The 16,921-nt window shown below is 73.7% G+C and carries 15 protein-coding genes; 6 read left to right on the top strand and 9 right to left on the bottom strand.

Translation table 11 applies throughout. The annotated features are described in order from the left end of the window. The first annotated feature begins 131 nt into the window (after positions 1–131). Together AB0442_RS14480 and AB0442_RS14475 are read left to right on the top strand one after the other, a co-directional pair. A complete protein-coding gene (locus tag AB0442_RS14480) occupies positions 132–2,540 on the top strand; it encodes a CDP-glycerol glycerophosphotransferase family protein (RefSeq protein WP_366162960.1) in 2,409 nt (802 codons plus the stop codon). Positions 2,541–2,638: 98 nt separating this feature from the next. Then, on the top strand, positions 2,639–4,180 hold the full coding sequence (locus AB0442_RS14475; protein WP_366162958.1) for a hypothetical protein: 1,542 nt from the start codon (positions 2,639–2,641) through the stop codon (positions 4,178–4,180). A 73-nt stretch (positions 4,181–4,253) separates the two neighbouring features. Here AB0442_RS14475 and AB0442_RS14470 read toward each other — a convergent pair whose 3' ends face one another. The 7 genes from AB0442_RS14470 to AB0442_RS14440 all read right to left on the bottom strand — a co-directional run bounded on the left by AB0442_RS14470 (position 4,254) and on the right by AB0442_RS14440 (position 11,246). Then, positions 4,254–5,681 carry a glycosyltransferase gene (locus AB0442_RS14470; protein WP_366162956.1) on the bottom strand — a complete coding sequence of 476 codons (1,428 nt, stop codon included), beginning with the start codon at positions 5,679–5,681 and terminating at the stop codon, positions 4,254–4,256. A 42-nt stretch (positions 5,682–5,723) separates the two neighbouring features. Beyond that, positions 5,724–6,302, bottom strand: a complete 579-nt coding sequence (locus AB0442_RS14465) for a 2'-5' RNA ligase family protein (RefSeq protein ID WP_363543280.1) — start codon at positions 6,300–6,302, stop codon at positions 5,724–5,726. Next, positions 6,302–7,339, bottom strand: a complete 1,038-nt coding sequence (trpS, locus tag AB0442_RS14460) for a tryptophan--tRNA ligase (protein WP_363543278.1) — start codon at positions 7,337–7,339, stop codon at positions 6,302–6,304. The genes AB0442_RS14465 and trpS overlap by 1 nt, the downstream gene beginning before the upstream one ends. Before the next feature lie 30 nt (positions 7,340–7,369). After that, positions 7,370–8,683, bottom strand: coding sequence for a hemolysin family protein (locus tag AB0442_RS14455; protein ID WP_366162954.1), 1,314 nt, complete (start codon positions 8,681–8,683; stop codon positions 7,370–7,372). 80 nt (positions 8,684–8,763) lie between these two features. After that, a complete protein-coding gene (locus AB0442_RS14450) occupies positions 8,764–9,756 on the bottom strand; it encodes a malate dehydrogenase (protein ID WP_344623520.1) in 993 nt (330 codons plus the stop codon). 217 nt (positions 9,757–9,973) lie between these two features. Next, the gene (locus tag AB0442_RS14445; RefSeq protein WP_344623519.1) at positions 9,974–10,387 is read right to left on the bottom strand and encodes a DUF3017 domain-containing protein; all 414 of its coding nucleotides are present in this window, start codon (positions 10,385–10,387) and stop codon (positions 9,974–9,976) included. A gap of 4 nt (positions 10,388–10,391) precedes the next feature. Next, positions 10,392–11,246 carry a bifunctional methylenetetrahydrofolate dehydrogenase/methenyltetrahydrofolate cyclohydrolase gene (locus tag AB0442_RS14440; protein ID WP_363543275.1) on the bottom strand — a complete coding sequence of 285 codons (855 nt, stop codon included), beginning with the start codon at positions 11,244–11,246 and terminating at the stop codon, positions 10,392–10,394. 315 nt (positions 11,247–11,561) lie between these two features. On the opposite strand from AB0442_RS14440, the gene AB0442_RS14435 reads away from it, so the two are divergent. From AB0442_RS14435 to AB0442_RS14425, 3 genes are all read left to right on the top strand, one after another. Then, positions 11,562–11,969: a hypothetical protein gene (locus AB0442_RS14435; RefSeq protein ID WP_344623517.1), complete on the top strand. Its 408-nt coding sequence runs from the start codon at positions 11,562–11,564 to the stop codon at positions 11,967–11,969. Next, positions 11,966–12,400 (top strand): DUF2752 domain-containing protein, encoded by a 435-nt coding sequence (locus tag AB0442_RS14430; protein WP_366162951.1) that lies wholly within the window; start codon positions 11,966–11,968, stop codon positions 12,398–12,400. The genes AB0442_RS14435 and AB0442_RS14430 overlap by 4 nt, the downstream gene beginning before the upstream one ends. Before the next feature lie 143 nt (positions 12,401–12,543). Further along, the gene (locus AB0442_RS14425) at positions 12,544–13,215 is read left to right on the top strand and encodes an RDD family protein (protein WP_363543270.1); all 672 of its coding nucleotides are present in this window, start codon (positions 12,544–12,546) and stop codon (positions 13,213–13,215) included. A gap of 73 nt (positions 13,216–13,288) precedes the next feature. Here AB0442_RS14425 and purH read toward each other — a convergent pair whose 3' ends face one another. Further along, positions 13,289–14,869 carry a bifunctional phosphoribosylaminoimidazolecarboxamide formyltransferase/IMP cyclohydrolase gene (gene purH, locus AB0442_RS14420; RefSeq protein ID WP_366162949.1) on the bottom strand — a complete coding sequence of 527 codons (1,581 nt, stop codon included), beginning with the start codon at positions 14,867–14,869 and terminating at the stop codon, positions 13,289–13,291. Beyond that, positions 14,866–15,525 carry a phosphoribosylglycinamide formyltransferase gene (purN, locus tag AB0442_RS14415; RefSeq protein WP_366162947.1) on the bottom strand — a complete coding sequence of 220 codons (660 nt, stop codon included), beginning with the start codon at positions 15,523–15,525 and terminating at the stop codon, positions 14,866–14,868. Before purN ends, purH begins: the two co-directional genes overlap by 4 nt. Positions 15,526–16,092: 567 nt before the next feature. Here purN and AB0442_RS14410 point away from each other — a divergent pair. Beyond that, complete coding sequence (locus AB0442_RS14410) at positions 16,093–16,761, top strand: hypothetical protein (RefSeq protein ID WP_359985923.1); 669 nt, start codon at positions 16,093–16,095, stop codon at positions 16,759–16,761. Positions 16,762–16,921 lie beyond the last annotated feature (160 nt).

The raw sequence follows: 16,921 nt of genomic DNA, 5'->3' as shown, positions 1-16,921 counted from the left end.
GCGCCCCCGCCGCGTTTGTTGACCGGCGGGGGCGTCACGGTGTGAGATGTCCCGGACCCGGACCGCCCGACGGCGGCCGGGTCCGCCGGTCACTCCTCCTGACCGGCTCCCGCCGTGAAGGGCCGCCTCCCGTGTCTGTGAAATCCGCCGGCGCTCCGTCGCCGACCGAGCCGCGCGCCGTCATACGCTCCCTGCGCTGGGAGGACGACACGTTGCTGCTGACCGGGTTCGCGCACCCGCAGGACCGGCCCTCGGCCACCCGGGGCAGCGCCCGGACCCTGCTGGTGCTGCGCCGCACCGGCAGCCGGGCGTTCGGCTGGGTGAACACCAGCCCGGTGTACCTCCCCGAGTCCACCGAGGACAGCGGCCTGGCGGAGCTCAACCACGACTGGGCCGGTTTCACGGCCGCGATCGACCCGACCCGGTTCCGGCGCCGCGGTACCTGGACGGAGGGCGAGTGGCGGGTGTCCGCCACGGTCTTCACCGGCCTCAAGCGCAGCCAGGGCGGGTTCCAGGGCCACTGGTGCGGCACCGCGGAGACGCCGCCGGCGCACTGGGTCGCGGACGACGTCCGGGTGGTCCCGGTGTTCCGCGCCAAGCACCTGCGGCTGCGGGTCGAGCGCATACCCGTCCGGGTGCGCGCGGCCGTCCTCACCGAGGACGCGCTCGAACTCTCCGGCGCCGTCGACGGCGCGGTCGGGCGCACCGCGATCCGGCTCCACCGCCCGGAGAGCGGCGCCGAGACGGTGGTCGACCTGACCGCCGACGGCGCGGGCTTCACCGCCCGCATACCGCTGGCGGTGCTGACCGGCGGTGCGGAGTCCGACGAGCCGTGGCAGGCCGAGCTGGTGCACGCCGACGGCCGCACCGAGCCGCTGGTCGTCGACGAACGGGGCGGCCCGGTCACCGGTCAGTTCCCGCTGCCGGGCACCGCGGACCTGCTGCACGTCGCGCGGGACCGCCGGGACGCCCTCGAACTCGCCGTCCGCCCGCCCGTCGCCCGGGTCGACGAGATCACCGAGCTGCAGGACGGCTTCGTCCTCGGCGGCTCCACCCCGACGACCGGCCAGGGCCCACTGGAACTCGTGCTGCGGCACTCGGACGGCACCGCCGAACTGCGCCACCCCGCCACCGCGACCAGCGCCGAGCGCTTCCGGGTCACCCTGCCCGCCGGGACGGCCACCGCCGGCGGCGACCGCCTCCCGCTGCGGATGGGCGTGTGGGAGCTGCTGCTGCGCACCGCCGACGGCACCGAACGGCGGGTGACCGTCGCGCCGGCCGCCTTCGACGCCCTGCCGGCCGCGGTCACCGTCGGCCCCAAAACGGTGAAGCTGGAACGCCGTTGGCTGGACACCCTCTTCGTGGACTCCTCCTCCGTCCTGACCGCCGAGGAGCGCAGCGCCTTCGCCCAGCACAGGCTGCGGACGGTGGCCTATCCGGCAGCCGGCCGCGACGGGCTGCGCGAGGCGGTCTTCTACGACGTGTTCGGCGGCCGCGGCTACGCCGACTCCCCGGGCGCGATCCACCGCGAGCTCGTCCGCCGCGGCGTCGACGTCGAGCACATCTGGGCCGTCAACGACGCCCAGGGGCAGGTGCCGGCCGGGGTGCGGACGGTGCGGGTGCAGAGCCCCGAGTGGTACGAGGCACTGGCGACCAGCCGCTACCTGGTCGGCAACACGCACTTCCCGGACTTCGTCGAGCGCCGGCCCGGCCAGGTGGTCGTGCAGACCTGGCACGGCTCGCTGCTCAAGCGGATCGCGCACGACGTGGAGAACGCCTGGCTGTCCGACGCCGGCTACCTGGAGGCGCTGGACCACGAGACGCCGCACTGGAGCGTGCTGGTCTCCCCCAGCCCGTTCGCCACCCCGATCCTCGGCCGGGCGTTCCGCTACGACGGCGAGATCCTGGAGTCCGGCTACCCCCGCAACGACCTGCTGGCCACCGGCGATGACGCCCTCGCGGCGCGCGTCCGGGCCCGGCTCGGCATCCCCGAGGGCCGCCGGATCGTGCTGTACGCGCCGACCTGGCGCGAGGACCAGCAGCGGGACAACGGCGCCGGCTTCCGCCTCGACCTGCAGGTGGACACCGAGGCGGCCCGGGCCGCGCTCGGCGAGGACCACGTGCTGCTGGTGCGCCCGCACGCGCACGTCCGGGAGCCGTTGCCCGGCACCGGGGACGGCTTCCTGTACGACGTCGGCGACTACCCGGACGTCCAGGAGCTGCTGCTCGTCGCCGACGTGCTGGTCACCGACTACTCGTCGATCATGTTCGACTTCGCGATCACGGGCCGCCCGATCCTCTTCTTCACCTACGACCTGGAGCGCTACCGCGACGTCCTGCGCGGCTTCTACTTCGACTTCGAGACCGAGGCCCCCGGACCGCTGGTCCACACCTCCTCGGAGCTGGTCGAGGCGCTGCGCGACGTGACGGCCGCCACCGCGGACCACGCCGAGCGGTACGCGGCGTTCCGTGCACTGCACTGCGTGCTGGACGACGGCAAGGCGAGCGCCCGGGTCGTCGACCGGATGCTCGCCGGCTGACGCCACCGCCGCGGCGGCCGGCCGGGACCCGCCCGATAGGGTGGCACCGCTCGGACACCCGTTCCGCGCCGCCCCCGCAACCCCATACGGAGTGAACCGTGCTGGACACCTCAGCCGTCGCCGTCGGTCCCGCCGCCGGCCGGCGCCTCCACCGGGCGGCCCGGCGGGTCGCACCACGGTGGCGCATGCCGCTGCTGGTGACGGTCGGCTGCCAGGTGATCTGGCTGTTCTACTGGGCGGCCTTCTACCCGGGCCTGCTCAGCTACGACTCGGTGATGTACACCTGGCAGGTCACCACCGGGCACTGGACCTCCGACCACTCGGTGCTCTACGACGCCGCGGTCTGGCTGGCGCTGCACCTCCCGGGCAAGTTCGCGCTGCTCACGCTGGCGCAGACGACCGTGATGTCGGTGGCGCTCGGCTACACCTGCGCGGCCGTGCGGGACCTCGGGGTGCGGGCGCGCTGGTGCGTCCCCGCCGCGCTGGCCACCGCCGCGCTGCCGCCGACCGGGACCTTCGTGGTGTTCGTCTGGAAGGACGTGCCCTTCACCATCAGCGCGGTGCTGGTGTTCGCCGCGGCGGCCCGGCTGGTCGCCCGGCGCGGCACCGCGCCGGAGCCCGGCCGCTGGCTGCGGCCCGGCGGCCACCGCTTCGACCTGCTGGTGTTCTCCGCCGGTCTGCTGGGCCTCGGGCTGTTCCGCAACAACGGGCTGATCGTCGCGCTCTTCGCCGGCCTGGTGCTGCTGCCGTTCCTGCCCGGGCTCCGCAGGTCGCTGGCGGTGCTGACGCTGGTCGCGGTCGTCCTGCCGGGCGCCGCCCAGCTCGGCGGCTACCGGATGCTCGGTGTCGCACAGCCCCCGGCCAACTCCGTGTTCGGCATGAACTACGCGGACATCGCGGTCGCCTACAAGGAGGTGCCGTGGGTGTTCAGCGGCGCCGACCGCCGGCTGCTGGCCGAGGTCGCGCCGATGTCCACCTGGGAGACCGGCGCCAACTGCCGCACCGCCGACCTGCTCTCCAACAGCAAGGCCCCGTTCGACCGGAACGCCACCCAGCAGCACAACGACGAGCTGGTCGGCCTCTGGACGAAGGTCCTCAAGAAGCGGCCCGACGTGCTCGTCGACGCCCGGCTGTGCCGCGGCGCGATCGCCTGGGACCCGTTCTCCGACTGGAGCGTGGACGCCGGCGCCACCATCGTCGCGCCGCTGGAGCGCCCCGGTGACCTGTGGGGATGGGCCGCCGCCCCCGAGACCGCCGACCCCGCGGCCGGCGCGGTGCAGATCAGCGGCCGGATGGCCGACAGCCCCTACCTCCCGGCGCTGCGCAGCCACCCGCTGTCGAAGAGCCTGAACCTGGCCGCCACCTGGCTCACCAACCTCTCGAAGGCCCGGCACTTCGACACGCTGCTGTGGCGCGGCGCCACCTGGACGTACCTGGCGTACGCGGCGCTCGCCTGCTACGCGGTGGGACGCCGGAACCGGGCGGTGTGGGGCGCGGCCGGTGTGCTGCTGGGCATGCAGCTGATGCTGATGGTCTCCACGCCCGCCGGGCTGTTCCGCTACAACGTGGCCCCGCTGTTCATCGGGCCGCTCTGCCTCGGGCTGTTCGCGGCGGCACGCAGCGCCCGCGAGCGTAAGTAGCGCTGCGGGCACGAGCAGCGCCTGCGGGCGCCGCCGCGGGCCGCACCGGTCCGCGGCGGCGCCCGCAGGCGTTTCAGAACAGTCGGCGGCGCAGTGCGCCGGCCGCCGCGCGCGGCGAGAGGACGTCGAGCAGCGCCTCGCCCTTGCGGTCGGTGCGGATCCGGGTGGCGCGCGGCCGGCCGCCGGTCAGCGCGGGCCTGGCCCGTCCGGCCGGACCGAGGCCGTCGGGGCGCAGCGGCATGTCGTAGGTGCCCGTCCCGAGCCGCAGGCGCAGCAGGAGGCGCCAGCTGCCCGGGGCGGGCAGGGCGGCCGGGTCGACGTGGACGCGGGCGGTGAAGAGGCCGCCGTCCTCGGCGGGCAGCGGGAGCTCGACCTCCGGTCCGCCGCCGGTGCGCCGCAGCAGCAGGCTCTGCCGGGGCCGGTCGGGGCCGTAGGCGCCGGACGGCAGGGTCAGCGCGGTGCGCGTCTCGACGAGGTAGCCGCGGCCGTCGCGGTGGACGGCACCGTGGTCGGGGCAGCCGGCCTGCTGGAGGCGGGCGAGGTCTTCGAGTTCGGTGCGCCGGCCCTCGCGCAGCAGCCGCACGCGGATCCGGTCGAGCGGCGGCAGTGCGGTGAGCGCCGAGTCGGGGACGAGTTCGGCCAGGATCGCGCCGGACTCGCGGGCGTACCGCTCGCGCAGGTCGTCGGACCAGTCGAGGAACTCGCCGCGGAACCGGTTGAGCAGTTCCTCCTGGACCCAGCGCAGCAGCAGCCCGTCCCGGTCGGCGCCGGGCTCCGTGTGCGCGAGCACCGTCTCCACGGCGCCGCGGACCTGGGCGTAGAAGGGCTCGGGCTCGACCACCTGCCGGGTGAGGTGGTCGAAGCCGTCGCGCTGCACGAGGTAGTAGCAGTCGTAGTCGGCGACCACCGAGATGGTGCGGGCCAGGAAGTAGGCGGGGACGACGAACGCCTGCTCCTCGGCGAGCCGGACGCCTTCGGCGAACCGCAGGCCGTGCTCGGCGACGAGGGAGCGGCGGTACAGCTTGTGCGCGGTCAGGCTCCACACGGCGCGGGTGGTGCGGACGTCGCCGGTGGTGACGCCGGTCTCGAACGGTATGCGGGCGGCGCTGCGGCCGACGCCCCTGATCCGGCCGAGGACGACGTCGGAGCCGTCCCGTTCGGCGGCGTCGACCATCCGCCGCAGGGCGTCGGGGCCGAGGTGGTCGTCGGGGTCGGCGAAGAAGAGGAACTCGCCGCGGGCGAGGGCGATCGCGCGGTTGCGCGGGCCGCCGGGGGCGCCGCTGTTGGGCTGGTGGACGACGGTGACCTGCGGGTGCTCGGCGGCCCAGCGGTCCAGTGCCGCGCCGCTGCCGTCGGTGGAGCCGTCGTCCACCGCGACGACCTCCAGCAGGTCGCGGCCGAGGGTCTGGTCGAGGATCGAACCCAGGCACTCGTCGAGGTGGTCCACCGCGTTGTAGACCGGAATGACCACGCTGACCTTGGGTATCGCCTGCTCGACCATGCGGGACATGATAGGTCGCCGTGCCCGGGCGCCCGGGTGCGGCTACCCGCCGAAGGCGTAGTCGCGCCAGGGCCGCCAGACCTCGTCGGGGCCGAACCGGGAGAGGCCGAAGCCGGGCACGGTGAAGGCGGCGTGGAAGGCGCGGGCCTTCTCCTGGGCCTCGTCGAGGATGTCCTCGGGCAGCCCGTGCGCCACGGTGACGTGCGGGTGGTACGGGAAGGCCAGCTCGCGGGCGAGCGGCCCGGAGCGCACCGCGGCCTCCAGTTCGCGGCACTCCTGTGCGCCGCCCTCGACCCGGACGAACACCACCGGGGAGACCGGCCGGAAGGTGCCGCTGCCCTGCAGCAGCATCGGGAACGGCCGGTGCGCGGCGGCGACGCCGAGCAGGTGCGCCTCGATCTCCGGCAGGCGCACGGTGGGCACCTCGGTCGGCGGCAGCAGCGTGACGTGGGTGGGTATGGACCGGGCGTGCGGGTCGCCGTGGCCCGCGCGGGCGTCCTGGACGGCGGAGCCGTACGGCTCCGGCACCGATATCGACACGCCGATGGTGACGGCCTCCGGGAGTCCGCGGAACTCCGGGGGGCCGCCGCCGTCGGCGCCTGCTCCGGCGGTGCGCGCCATCAGCGCTTGGGCGCCAGGAAGCCGATGCGGTCGTAGACCGTGGCGAGGGTCTGCGAGGCGACCTCGCGGGCCTTCTCCGCGCCGAGGCCGAGCACCCGGTCGAGCTCGGCCGGGTCGTCGAGGTAGGTCCGGGTGCGGGCCTGGAAGGGCGTGACCCACTCGGTGAAGAGCTCGGCCAGCTCGGTCTTGAGCGCGCCGTACATCCGGCCCTCGAAGTGGGCGACCAGCTGCTCGATCGACTGCCCGCTGAGCGCGGAGTGGATGCGCAGCAGGTTGGAGACGCCCGGCTTCTCCTCCTCGTCGTAGGAGACGACGGTGCCGGTGTCGGTGACGGCGCTCTTGAACTTCTTGGCGCTGGCCTTGGGGTCGTCGAGCAGGTTGACCAGGCCCTTGGCGGAGGAGGCCGACTTGCTCATCTTCGCCGTCGGGTCCTGGAGGTCCAGGATCTTGGCGGTCTCCTTGAGGATGTGCGCCTTCGGCACGGTGAAGGTGGGCTCGTACCGGGTGTTGAAGCGCTCCGCGAGGTCGCGGGTGAGCTCCAGGTGCTGGCGCTGGTCCTCGCCGACCGGGACGAGGTCGGCCTGGTAGAGCAGGATGTCCGCGATCTGCAGGATCGGGTAGGTGAACAGGCCGACGGTGGTGCGGTCGCTGCCCTGCTTGGCGGACTTGTCCTTGAACTGGGTCATCCGGGACGCCTCGCCGAAGCCGGTGAGGCAGTTCATGACCCAGCCGAGCTGCGCGTGCTCGGGCACGTGCGACTGGACGAACAGGGTGCAGCGCTCCGGGTCGAGGCCGGCGCCGAGCAGCTGGGCCGCGGAGATCCGGGTGTTCTCGCGGAGCTGGGCCGGGTCCTGCTCGACGGTGATCGCGTGCAGGTCGACGACCATGTAGAAGGCGTCGTTGGCGTCCTGCAGGGCGACCCACTGCTGGACGGCGCCCAGGTAGTTGCCGAGGTGGAACGAGCCCGAGGTGGGCTGGATGCCGGAGAGCACCCGGGGACGGTCCTTGACCGGACCTGCGACCGCTGCGTTGACCATGTCGGCCATTGTTCCAGTTTCACCGACCGCTCAGGAAACATCTGCCCCTGGAGGTTCCGCCAGTGTGACCGCACTCACCCGGATCCGTTCGATCCGGCGGCCGTCGAGCTTGGCGACGGTGAGGCGCACCCCGTCCTCGGTGGTGACCTGGTCGCCGGACTCGGGCAGCCGGCCGAGCTCGCGGACGAGGTAGCCGGCCACCGTCTCGTACGGGCCCTCGGGCAGGACGACGCCGGTCTCGTCTGAGAAGTCGGCGAGGTTCAGCATGCCGTCGAGCTCCATGCCGCCGCCGGCCAGCCGACGGGTGGCGGTGGTGTCGAGGGCGTCGTACTCGTCGCGGATCTCGCCGATGACCTCCTCGACGAGGTCCTCCAGGGTGACGATGCCGGCGGTGCCGCCGTACTCGTCGACGACGATCGCCAGGTGGTGGCCCTCGCGGCGCATCTCGCCCATGGCCTCCAGCACCCGCTTGGTGGCGGGCAGCAGCTTGACCGGCCGGGTGAGGTCGCGCACCCGCACGGCCTTGGCGCCGCGGGCGCCGTAGAGGTCCCGGACGTGGACGAAGCCGGTGACGGAGTCGTAGGAGCCCTCGACGACCGGGTAGCGGGAGTGCGGGGCGGAGTCGGTCTCCGGGCGGACCTCGGAGACCAGGCGCTCGGCGTCGAGGAAGGTGACCTCGGTGCGGGGCTTCATCACCTCGCGCAGCTGGCGCTCGCCGGCCGCGAAGACGTCGTTGATCAGGGCGCGCTCGTCGCTGCCGAGCTCGGTGTTGGCGGCGACCAGGCCGCGCAGCTCCTCGGAGCTCATCGAGCCGCGGCCGGCCGTCGGGTCGCCGCCGAGCAGGCGCACCATCAGGTTGGTGGAGAGGCCGAGCACCCAGATGGCCGGGCGCAGCACCAGCGACATGACGTCGACGACCGGGGCGGCGAGCACCGCGATGGAGTCGGCCCGCTGCAGCCCGATCCGCTTGGGCGTCAGCTCGCCGAGGACCAGCGAGGCGTAGCTGATGACCAGGGTGAGCCCGACCAGGGCGACGGTGTCGGCGAGCCCTTCGGAGAGGCCGAGGCGGACGAAGAGCGGGGCGACCTTGCCGGCCAGGGTGTCGGCGCCGAACGCGGCCGAGAGGAAGCCCATGCAGGTCACGCCGACCTGGACGGCGGCGAGGAAGCGGTTGGGGTCGGCCGCGAGGTGGGCGGCCCGGGCCGCGCGCCGGGTGCCGGCCGCCTCCAGGGCGCGGATCTGGCCCTCGCGCAGCGAGATCAGCGAGATCTCGGCGACGTTGAACAGACCGCCCAGCATGATGAAGACGAGGACGAGCGCGGCGTCCTCGATGTTTTCGGTCACGGCAGGAGTGTAGAAGGACGGCCGGGCGCCCCCCGGGCACCCGGCCGTCCTTCCTGTGCGGGCCGCGTCGGCCGCGGGGCTCAGATGAGGCCGAGCTCCTGCACCGCGTCGCGCTCCTCGGCCAGCTCGTTGACGGAGGCGTCGATGCGGGCGCGGTCGAACTCGGAGAGCTCCAGGCCCTGGACGATCGTGAAGGTGCCGTTCTCGGTGGTGACCGGGAAGGAGGAGATCAGGCCCTCCGGCACGCCGTAGGAACCGTCGGAGACGATGCCCATGGAGGTCCAGTCGCCGGCCGGGGTGCCGTTGACCCAGGTGTACACGTGGTCGATGGCGGCGTTGGCGGCCGAGGCGGCCGAGGACGCGCCGCGGACCTCGATGATCTCGGCGCCGCGCTTGGCGACCTTCGGGATGAAGAAGTCCTGGACCCAGGCCTGGTCGGAGCCGGTGGCCTCGAAGGCGGACTTGCCGGCGATCTCGGCGTGGAAGACGTCGGGGTACTGGGTGGCGGAGTGGTTGCCCCAGATGGTGACCTTCTTGACGTCCTCGACGGTGACGCCGGCCTTCTTGGCGAGCTGGGCGACGGCGCGGTTGTGGTCGAGGCGGGTCATCGCGGTGAAGCGCTCGGCCGGGACGTCCGGGGCGTTGCGCTGGGCGATCAGGGCGTTGGTGTTGGCCGGGTTGCCGACGACCAGGACCTTGATGTCGTCCGCGGCGTGGTCGTTGATGGCCTTGCCCTGGGGGCCGAAGATGCCGCCGTTGGCCTGCAGCAGGTCGCCGCGCTCCATGCCGGCGGTGCGCGGGCGGGCGCCGACCAGCAGGGCGACGTTGGCGCCGTCGAAGGCGGTGGCGGCCTGGTCGGTGATGGTGATGTCGCGCAGCAGCGGGAAGGCGCAGTCGTCGAGCTCCATCGCGACGCCCTCGGCGGCCTTCAGGCCCTGCGGGATCTCCAGGAGGCGGAGGTTCACCGGGACGTCGGCACCGAGCAGGTGGCCCGAGGCGATGCGGAAGAGCAGGGCGTAGCCGATCTGGCCGGCCGCTCCGGTAACGGTGACGTTGACGGGGGTGCGAGTCATTTCTACCTTCTCCAGCAAATCGCCAGGTGCCCCAGGCACGTCGGCGCACTGGAGCCGAGGATGATCTCTCGACGTCGAGAGACCTGCGTCAGGTTATCGCAAAGGCAAGCGTATGCCGCCTCGCCGGGCGTGGCTGTTGCGTCACACAGCGCGCGCCACGCCGTCGGCGCGGGGCGCGGGGCCGCCCGTCCCGCGACCGCCCCGCGCCCCCGCCGGGTCAGTGCCGGGGCCGGCCGACCAGCCGCCCGATGTCGTCCAGCCACGAGAGGTGCAGCCACGGATCGGGCTGCGCGACCAGGGTGAGCAGCACGATCACACCGCCGAGGAAGGTCAGCACGCCGACGTCGGTGAACCGGCTGCGCACCGCGAGCATGCCGACCTCGGGCAGGGCGGCGCGCAGGGCGGCGCCCAGCAGCAGGGCCAGGCCGACGATCAGCAGGCCGATCTTGAAATCGGCGAACCAGATGACGGCGAGACCGAGCCCGGCCACCGCGAGGCAGAGGGTTATCGGCCACTGCCGCACCGGCAGCGAGTGGCCGCGCCCGAGCGCCGCGGCCGAGCCCTCCGGCGGCAGGGTGCCGGTGGTCTTCAGCGGACGGCGCCCGGTGCGGGGGGCGCGCACGACGGCCATCGGCTCAGCCGTCGGCGCGGCGCTCGGCCGCCTCGACGATGTTGTTGAGCAGCATGGCGCGGGTCATCGGGCCGACGCCGCCCGGGTTCGGGGAGATCCAGCCCGCGACCTCGGCCACGCCGGGGTGCACGTCGCCGACGATCTTGCCCTCGCTGCGGCTGACGCCGACGTCGAGGACGGCCGCGCCGGGCTTGACGTCGGCCGGCTTGACCAGGTGCGGCACACCGGCGGCGGCGATCACGATGTCGGCCTTGCGCAGGTGGTAGGCGAGGTCCCGGGTGCCGGTGTGGCAGAGGGTGACGGTGGCGTTCTCGCTGCGGCGGGTCAGCAGCAGGCCGATGGAGCGGCCGACGGTCACGCCGCGGCCGATCACGACCACCTCGGCGCCGTCGATCTCGACCTGGTGGCGGCGGAGCAGCTCGACGATGCCGAGCGGGGTGCACGGCAGCGGGCCCCGGATGCCGAGGGCGAGGCGGCCGAGCGAGGTCGGGTGCAGGCCGTCGGCGTCCTTGTCCGGGTCCATCAGCTCCAGGACGGTGTTCTGGTCGAGGCCCTTGGGCAGCGGCAGCTGCACGATGTAGCCGGTGCAGGCCGGGTCGGCGTTGAGCTCGCGGACGACGTCCTCGACGTCCTGCTGGGTGGCGGTGGCGGGCAGTTCGCGCTGGATGGAGGCGATGCCGACCTCGGCGCAGTCCTTGTGCTTGCCGTTGACGTACCAGCGGCTGCCCGGGTCGTCGCCGACCAGGACGGTGCCGAGGCCGGGGACGACGCCCCGCTCCTTGAGGGCCGCCACGCGGACGGCGAGTTCGGACTTGATCGCGGCGGCGGTGGCCTTGCCATCGAGAATCTGGGCAGTCATGGCCCCCATTGTCCCGGATCGGCGGAGGCGGACGCGCCGCGGGCCGGGCCGCCGCCCGGGGCGCGGCCCTCGGTGTGCGCGCCGCCCCGGCGCCCCGGGCGGCCCGGCCGGCGCGCCCCCGGAACGAACCGCCGCAAAGGCGGGCAGGGCGTGCGCGGCCCGGTTGCGGTTGCGCCACAGTTGCGTCCGCGGGGCGGTCGCGGCTGGACAGCGCGCCGTGGTAACGACCACGATGGCCCGAGCAATCTCTGCTGCCCGCGTCCTGGTGACAGGCCGTCGGGGACCACGGGGGACGATCGTCGGGGGAAGACCACAGTGAGCAATCCGTACCAGCCGGATCCTTACGGCGGCTACGGCCAGCCGCAGCAGCAGCCCTACGGCACGCCCGGGTACGGCGCACCGCAGTACCAGCAGCCCCAGCCGCAGCCCGGCTACGGCTACCCGCAGCAGCCCCAGCCGTACGCCCCGGCCGGCCCGGTGGTCGTCCAGGCGAACTCGCCGGCCACCGCGTCCGTGGTGCTGGGCTTCGTCGCCATCCTGACGTCCTGCTTCTACGGCGGCTTCCTCGGACTGATCGGCCTCGGCGTCGGCATCGCCGGCCTGAACAAGTCGAACCAGACGGGCGTCGGCCGCAACGCGGCCATCGGCGGGATCGTGCTGAACGTCCTCGCGGTGCTGATCTCCATCGCGATCGTGGTCTTCTACTTCAGCGTCCAGCCGTGACCGTCGCCGTGCCCTCGTCCGCAGGTGCGCTGACGACCCGTTGGCGGCGGACCGCCGGCACGGTGTCGGGCGGCCTGATGCGGGTTCTGCTGCGCGGAGCCGGCGGCGCGGTCGCCGCGGTCGCGGTGGCCCGGCTGCACGACGCCCACGACCCCGGCGTGCTCTGCCTGCTGCGCCGCTTCACCGGCATCCCCTGTCCGGCCTGCGGCAGCACCACCGTCTTCATCGAGGCCGGACACGGCAACTGGGCGGCCGCGCTGGCCGCCAACCCGGTCACCGTGGTGGCCGCGCTCGCGCTGCTGCTCGCACCGCTCGGCCCGGGACGCTGGTGGTGGGAGCTGTCGAACAAGCGGCGCAACGCGGTGATCGGCGCCGCCTTACTGCTGGCCTGGACGTGGCAGCTGAACCGACTCGGCATCTCGCGTCCCTGAAGTCCCCGGGACCTGACGGGCATTGTCCTCCCGATGTCAGGCCCCTCCGCTAGTGTCCCATCCGGTCGGTGCCTCAACTGCCCGTCCGTCCCCAGGGTTTTCCTGCAGTTCCGTCCACACTCCTTCCTGCCCGGAGGCATCCGATGAGCTACCCGCCCGACCCGAACAACCCGTACAGCCAGCAGCCGCCCGCGCCGGGCTACGGCTACCCGCAGCAGGCCCCGCCGCCGGCCCCCGGCTACGGCTACCCGCAGCAGGCCCCGCCGCCGGCCCCCGGCTACGGCGCCCCCGGCGGCTACGGCATCCCGCCGCAGCCGGGCCCGTACGGCAACGCGGCCCAGGTGCAGCAGTTCTACGCGGGCTGGGGTTCGCGGGTGGCGGCGTACATCGTCGACTACCTGATCGTCGGCGTGCCCGCCGGCATCTTCTACGGCATCGGTGCCGCGGTCGGCATCTCCAAGGCGGAGTGCACCACCGACCCGACCACCTACACCTACAGCTGCACCGGCGGCGGCGTCTCCGGCGCCGGCATGGCCATCATGGCCATCGGCTGGCTGCTGGCGATCGCGGGCGGCCTGTGGCTGATCCACCGCGAGGGCACCACCGGCCAGACCCCGGGCAAGAAGATGGTCAACATCCGCGTCCTGCGCGAGGCCGACGGCCAGCCGCTGGGCTTCGGCATGGCCTTCGTCCGCAAGATCTGCCACGCCGTCGACGGCATCTGCTGCCTCGGCTACCTGTGGCCGCTGTGGGACGCCAAGAAGCAGACCTTCGCCGACAAGATCATGAGCTCGGTGGTCGTCAAGTCCCAGTGATCGGCCCTCCCGCCGACCGCAACGCCGAAGGCCCCCGCACTCCGAGGAGTGCGGGGGCCTTCGGCGTTGCGGATCAGTGGAAGAAGTGCCGGGTGCCGGTCAGGTACATCGTGACGCCGGCCTTGGCGGCGGCGGCGACCACCTCTTCGTCGCGGATCGAACCGCCGGGCTGCACCACGGCCTTCACACCGGCGGCGACCAGGATCTCCAGGCCGTCCGCGAACGGGAAGAAGGCGTCCGAGGCGGCGTAGGAGCCCTGCGCGCGCTCACCGGCCCGCTCGACCGCGAGCTTGCAGGAGTCCACCCGGTTGACCTGGCCCATGCCGACGCCGACCGAGGCGCCGCCCTTGGCGAGCAGGATCGCGTTGGACTTGACGGCCCGGCAGGCCCGCCAGGCGAAGGCGAGCTCGGCGAGCTCGGCCTCGGAGAGCGCCTCGCCGGTGGCGAGCGTCCAGGTCGACGGGTCGTCGCCGGCCGCGTCCACCCGGTCGACCTGCTGCAGCAGCGCGCCGCCGCTGATCCGGCGGACCTCCAGCGCGTCGGCGGGCGCCTCGGGGGCGCGCAGCACGCGCAGGTTCTTCTTCTTGGTCAGCACCTCCAGGGCGCCGTCCTCGTAACCGGGGGCGACGACGACCTCGGTGAAGATCGGGGCGATCTGCTCGGCCAGCTCGACGGTGACCGGGCGGTTCACCGCGATGACGCCGCCGTACGCGGAGACCGGGTCGCACTCGTGCGCCTTGCGGTGGGCCTCGGCGACGTCCGCGCCGACCGCGATGCCGCACGGGTTGGCGTGCTTGATGATCGCGACGGCCGGCTCGGCGTGGTCGTACGCGGCGCGGCGCGCGGCGTCGGTGTCCATGTAGTTGTTGTAGGACATCTCCTTGCCGTGCAGCTGCTCGGCGCCCGCCAGGCCGCCGGTGCCGTCGGTGTAGAGCGCCGCCTGCTGGTGCGGGTTCTCGCCGTAGCGCAGGACGTTCTGGCGCTCCCAGGTGGCGCCGAGGAAGGCCGGGAAGGACTCCTCCGACTCCGTGTAGCCGGACTCCCCGAACCAGGAGGCCACGGCCACGTCGTACGCGGCGGTGTGCGCGAAGGCGGCGGCGGCCAGGCGCTTGCGGGTCAGCAGGTCGAAGCCGCCGCCCTTGACCGCGCCGAGCACGTCGTCGTAGCGGGCCGGGTCGACGACCACGGCGACCGAGGGGTGGTTCTTGGCCGCGGCGCGGACCATCGACGGACCGCCGATGTCGATCTGCTCGACGCACTCGTCCGGGGTGGCGCCGGAGGCGACGGTGGCGGTGAACGGGTAGAGGTTCACCACGACCAGGTCGAACGGCTCGACACCCAGCTCGGCGAGCTGCGCGCGGTGCGACTCCAGGCGGAGGTCCGCGAGGACGCCGGCGTGCACCCGCGGGTGCAGGGTCTTGACCCGGCCGTCCAGGCACTCGGGGAAGCCGGTCAGCTCGGAGACCTCGGTGACCGGGACGCCCGCGGCGGCGATCCGGCCGGCGGTGGAGCCGGTGGACACGATCGCGACCCCGGCGGCGTGCAGCCCCTGGGCCAGCTCCTCCAGTCCGGTCTTGTCGTAGACGCTGATCAGCGCGCGGCGGATCGGGCGTACGTCCTCGGAGACGGGGGGCGTGCTGTGGGCGGCGCTCATGCCGGAATCCATACCTTTCGGTCTTCGATGCGGTGGCCTTCGCGGGCCAGCCGGCCCACGACCTCGACGAGCAGCGTGCGCTCGACAGTCTTGATGCGCTCGTGCAGCGCTTCGCCGCCATCGGCGTGGTCGGCGTCGAGGACCTCCACGACGCCCTGCGCGATGATCGGCCCGGTGTCCACGCCGGCGTCGACCAGGTGGACGGTGCAGCCGGTGACCTTCACGCCGTAGGCGAGGGCGTCCGGCACGCCGTGCGCGCCGGGGAAGGCCGGCAGCAGGGCGGGGTGGGTGTTGACGATCCGGCCGGCGAAGGCGCCGATGAACTCCGGACCGAGGATCTTCATGAAGCCCGCGGTCACCACCAGGTCGGGCTCGTACCCGGCGACCGAGGCGGTCAGCGCGGCGTCCCAGGCGGCCCGGTCGGCGTGGTCGGCGATCCGGTGGACGAAGGTCGGGATGCCGGCGGCCTCGGCCCGCTTCAGGCCGGCGATGTCGGTGCGGTCCGCCCCGACGGCGAGGATCACCGCGCCGTAGGCCGGGTCCTGCGCCGCGTCGATCAGCGCCTGGAGATTGGTGCCGGAACCCGAGACCAGGACCACCAGACGGGCCGGTCCGGGCGTGCGCGGCGGAAAGACTTGGGCGGAAGCGGCGGCCACTGCGCGAATCTCCGTACGTCGTGTCGCCCGCTGGTACGTCCACCGTCGGTGGGGCCACTACGGGCGGCGGCAGGTCGAGCCGGACGGCACCGCCGGGGCGTCTCCGCTGCGCTGCGGGGGCCCGGGGGAACCGCTGTGGACTGCTGACCGTCACCACGATAACGGCTGGTCGAAGGCGTTCCGTCACCAGCAGACCGCGCTACGCGCGTAGTTGAGACACGGATCTCGCCGTACGGTGCCGCAGCCGGACACGGCCCGGCGGTCCGCGGGCGCCTCGGCGGGCTCGGGTGGGTGGCGGGTGGACGGGTGACGTGCGGGTGGGCAACGTGCGTGCGGGTGGGTGGGAGGTGTGCGAGGGGGTAGGAGGGGTTGCGTCGCCGCGGGCGGGACGGCGGCGGAGGCGGTGCTGCGGGGCGGTCGGAGCGGCGGGCGGCAGGGCCGGGCACGGCCCGCGGGCCCACCCGGCAGGGCGGCGCAGAGCCCGTACCGCCCTGCGGGATCATTGGAGGCGCGGACCGCTCCCGGAGCGGCCCGACGCCCCCCGGACGAGAAGGAATGGCCGACACCATGAGCAGCGGAGACGACACCGGCGAGCGCAACCCGTTCGCGCCGCCGCCGGCGGATGCCCCCGACCGGCCGTGGCAGCCGCGCGCTCCGCAGCAGCCCCCGACCGAGCGGCCGGAGGACGGCGACCGGGACGACGACCGGGTGCCGCCGCCGCACCCGTGGAGCCCGGGCTACCGGGGCGGATGGTCCGAGCCGCAGCAGCCCCGCTTCGACCCGACCGACCCGGTGCAGCGGCGCGCCCGCTACGCGCTGAGCGCCGGCATGGCCGGCCTGTTCTGCGCGATCACCGGCATGCGGTACCTCGCGCTGCTGCTCGGTGCACTGGCGCTGTACTGGGGGATCAGCGCGCTGCGGGCCGAGCGTCCGGCGTCGGCCGCCTCCCCCGCCCCGCACGCCGCGGCCGGCGGCAACCCGCACGCCCTCGGCACCGCCCGGGTCGGCGGCTGGGCCCAGCCGCAGCCCACCCGGCCGCAGGTGCCCGCCGCGCTCGGCGGGCTGCTGACGGGCGGTGTCGCCCTGATCTTCACGCTGTCCGTCTTCGGCGTCCAGCTCTACTACCACGACTACGTGACCTGCGTGAACGACGCCCTGACCAACGAGGCGGCGCAGAGCTGCAACAACCTCGCCCCGGACGTCATCACCCAGCTGACCAACCCCGGCAGCCGCTGACGCCGGGTGCCTCGGGGGCGGGGGTGCGGTTCGCGCGCCCGTGGGTTCGGCGTGCCCGGCAGCGCGAGGTGCGCCCGTCCCGGGGTTGCGCAGTTCCCCGCGCCCCTGCTGCGTGCTTCACCCGAACCCGCCAGGTAAGCCCGTCCCGGGGTTGCGCAGT

The sequence above is a fragment of the Kitasatospora sp. NPDC085895 genome (assembly GCF_040702125.1).
Taxonomy (GTDB): Bacteria; Actinomycetota; Actinomycetes; order Streptomycetales; family Streptomycetaceae; genus Kitasatospora; species Kitasatospora arboriphila.
This window is presented reverse-complemented; position numbering and strand designations above follow the sequence as displayed.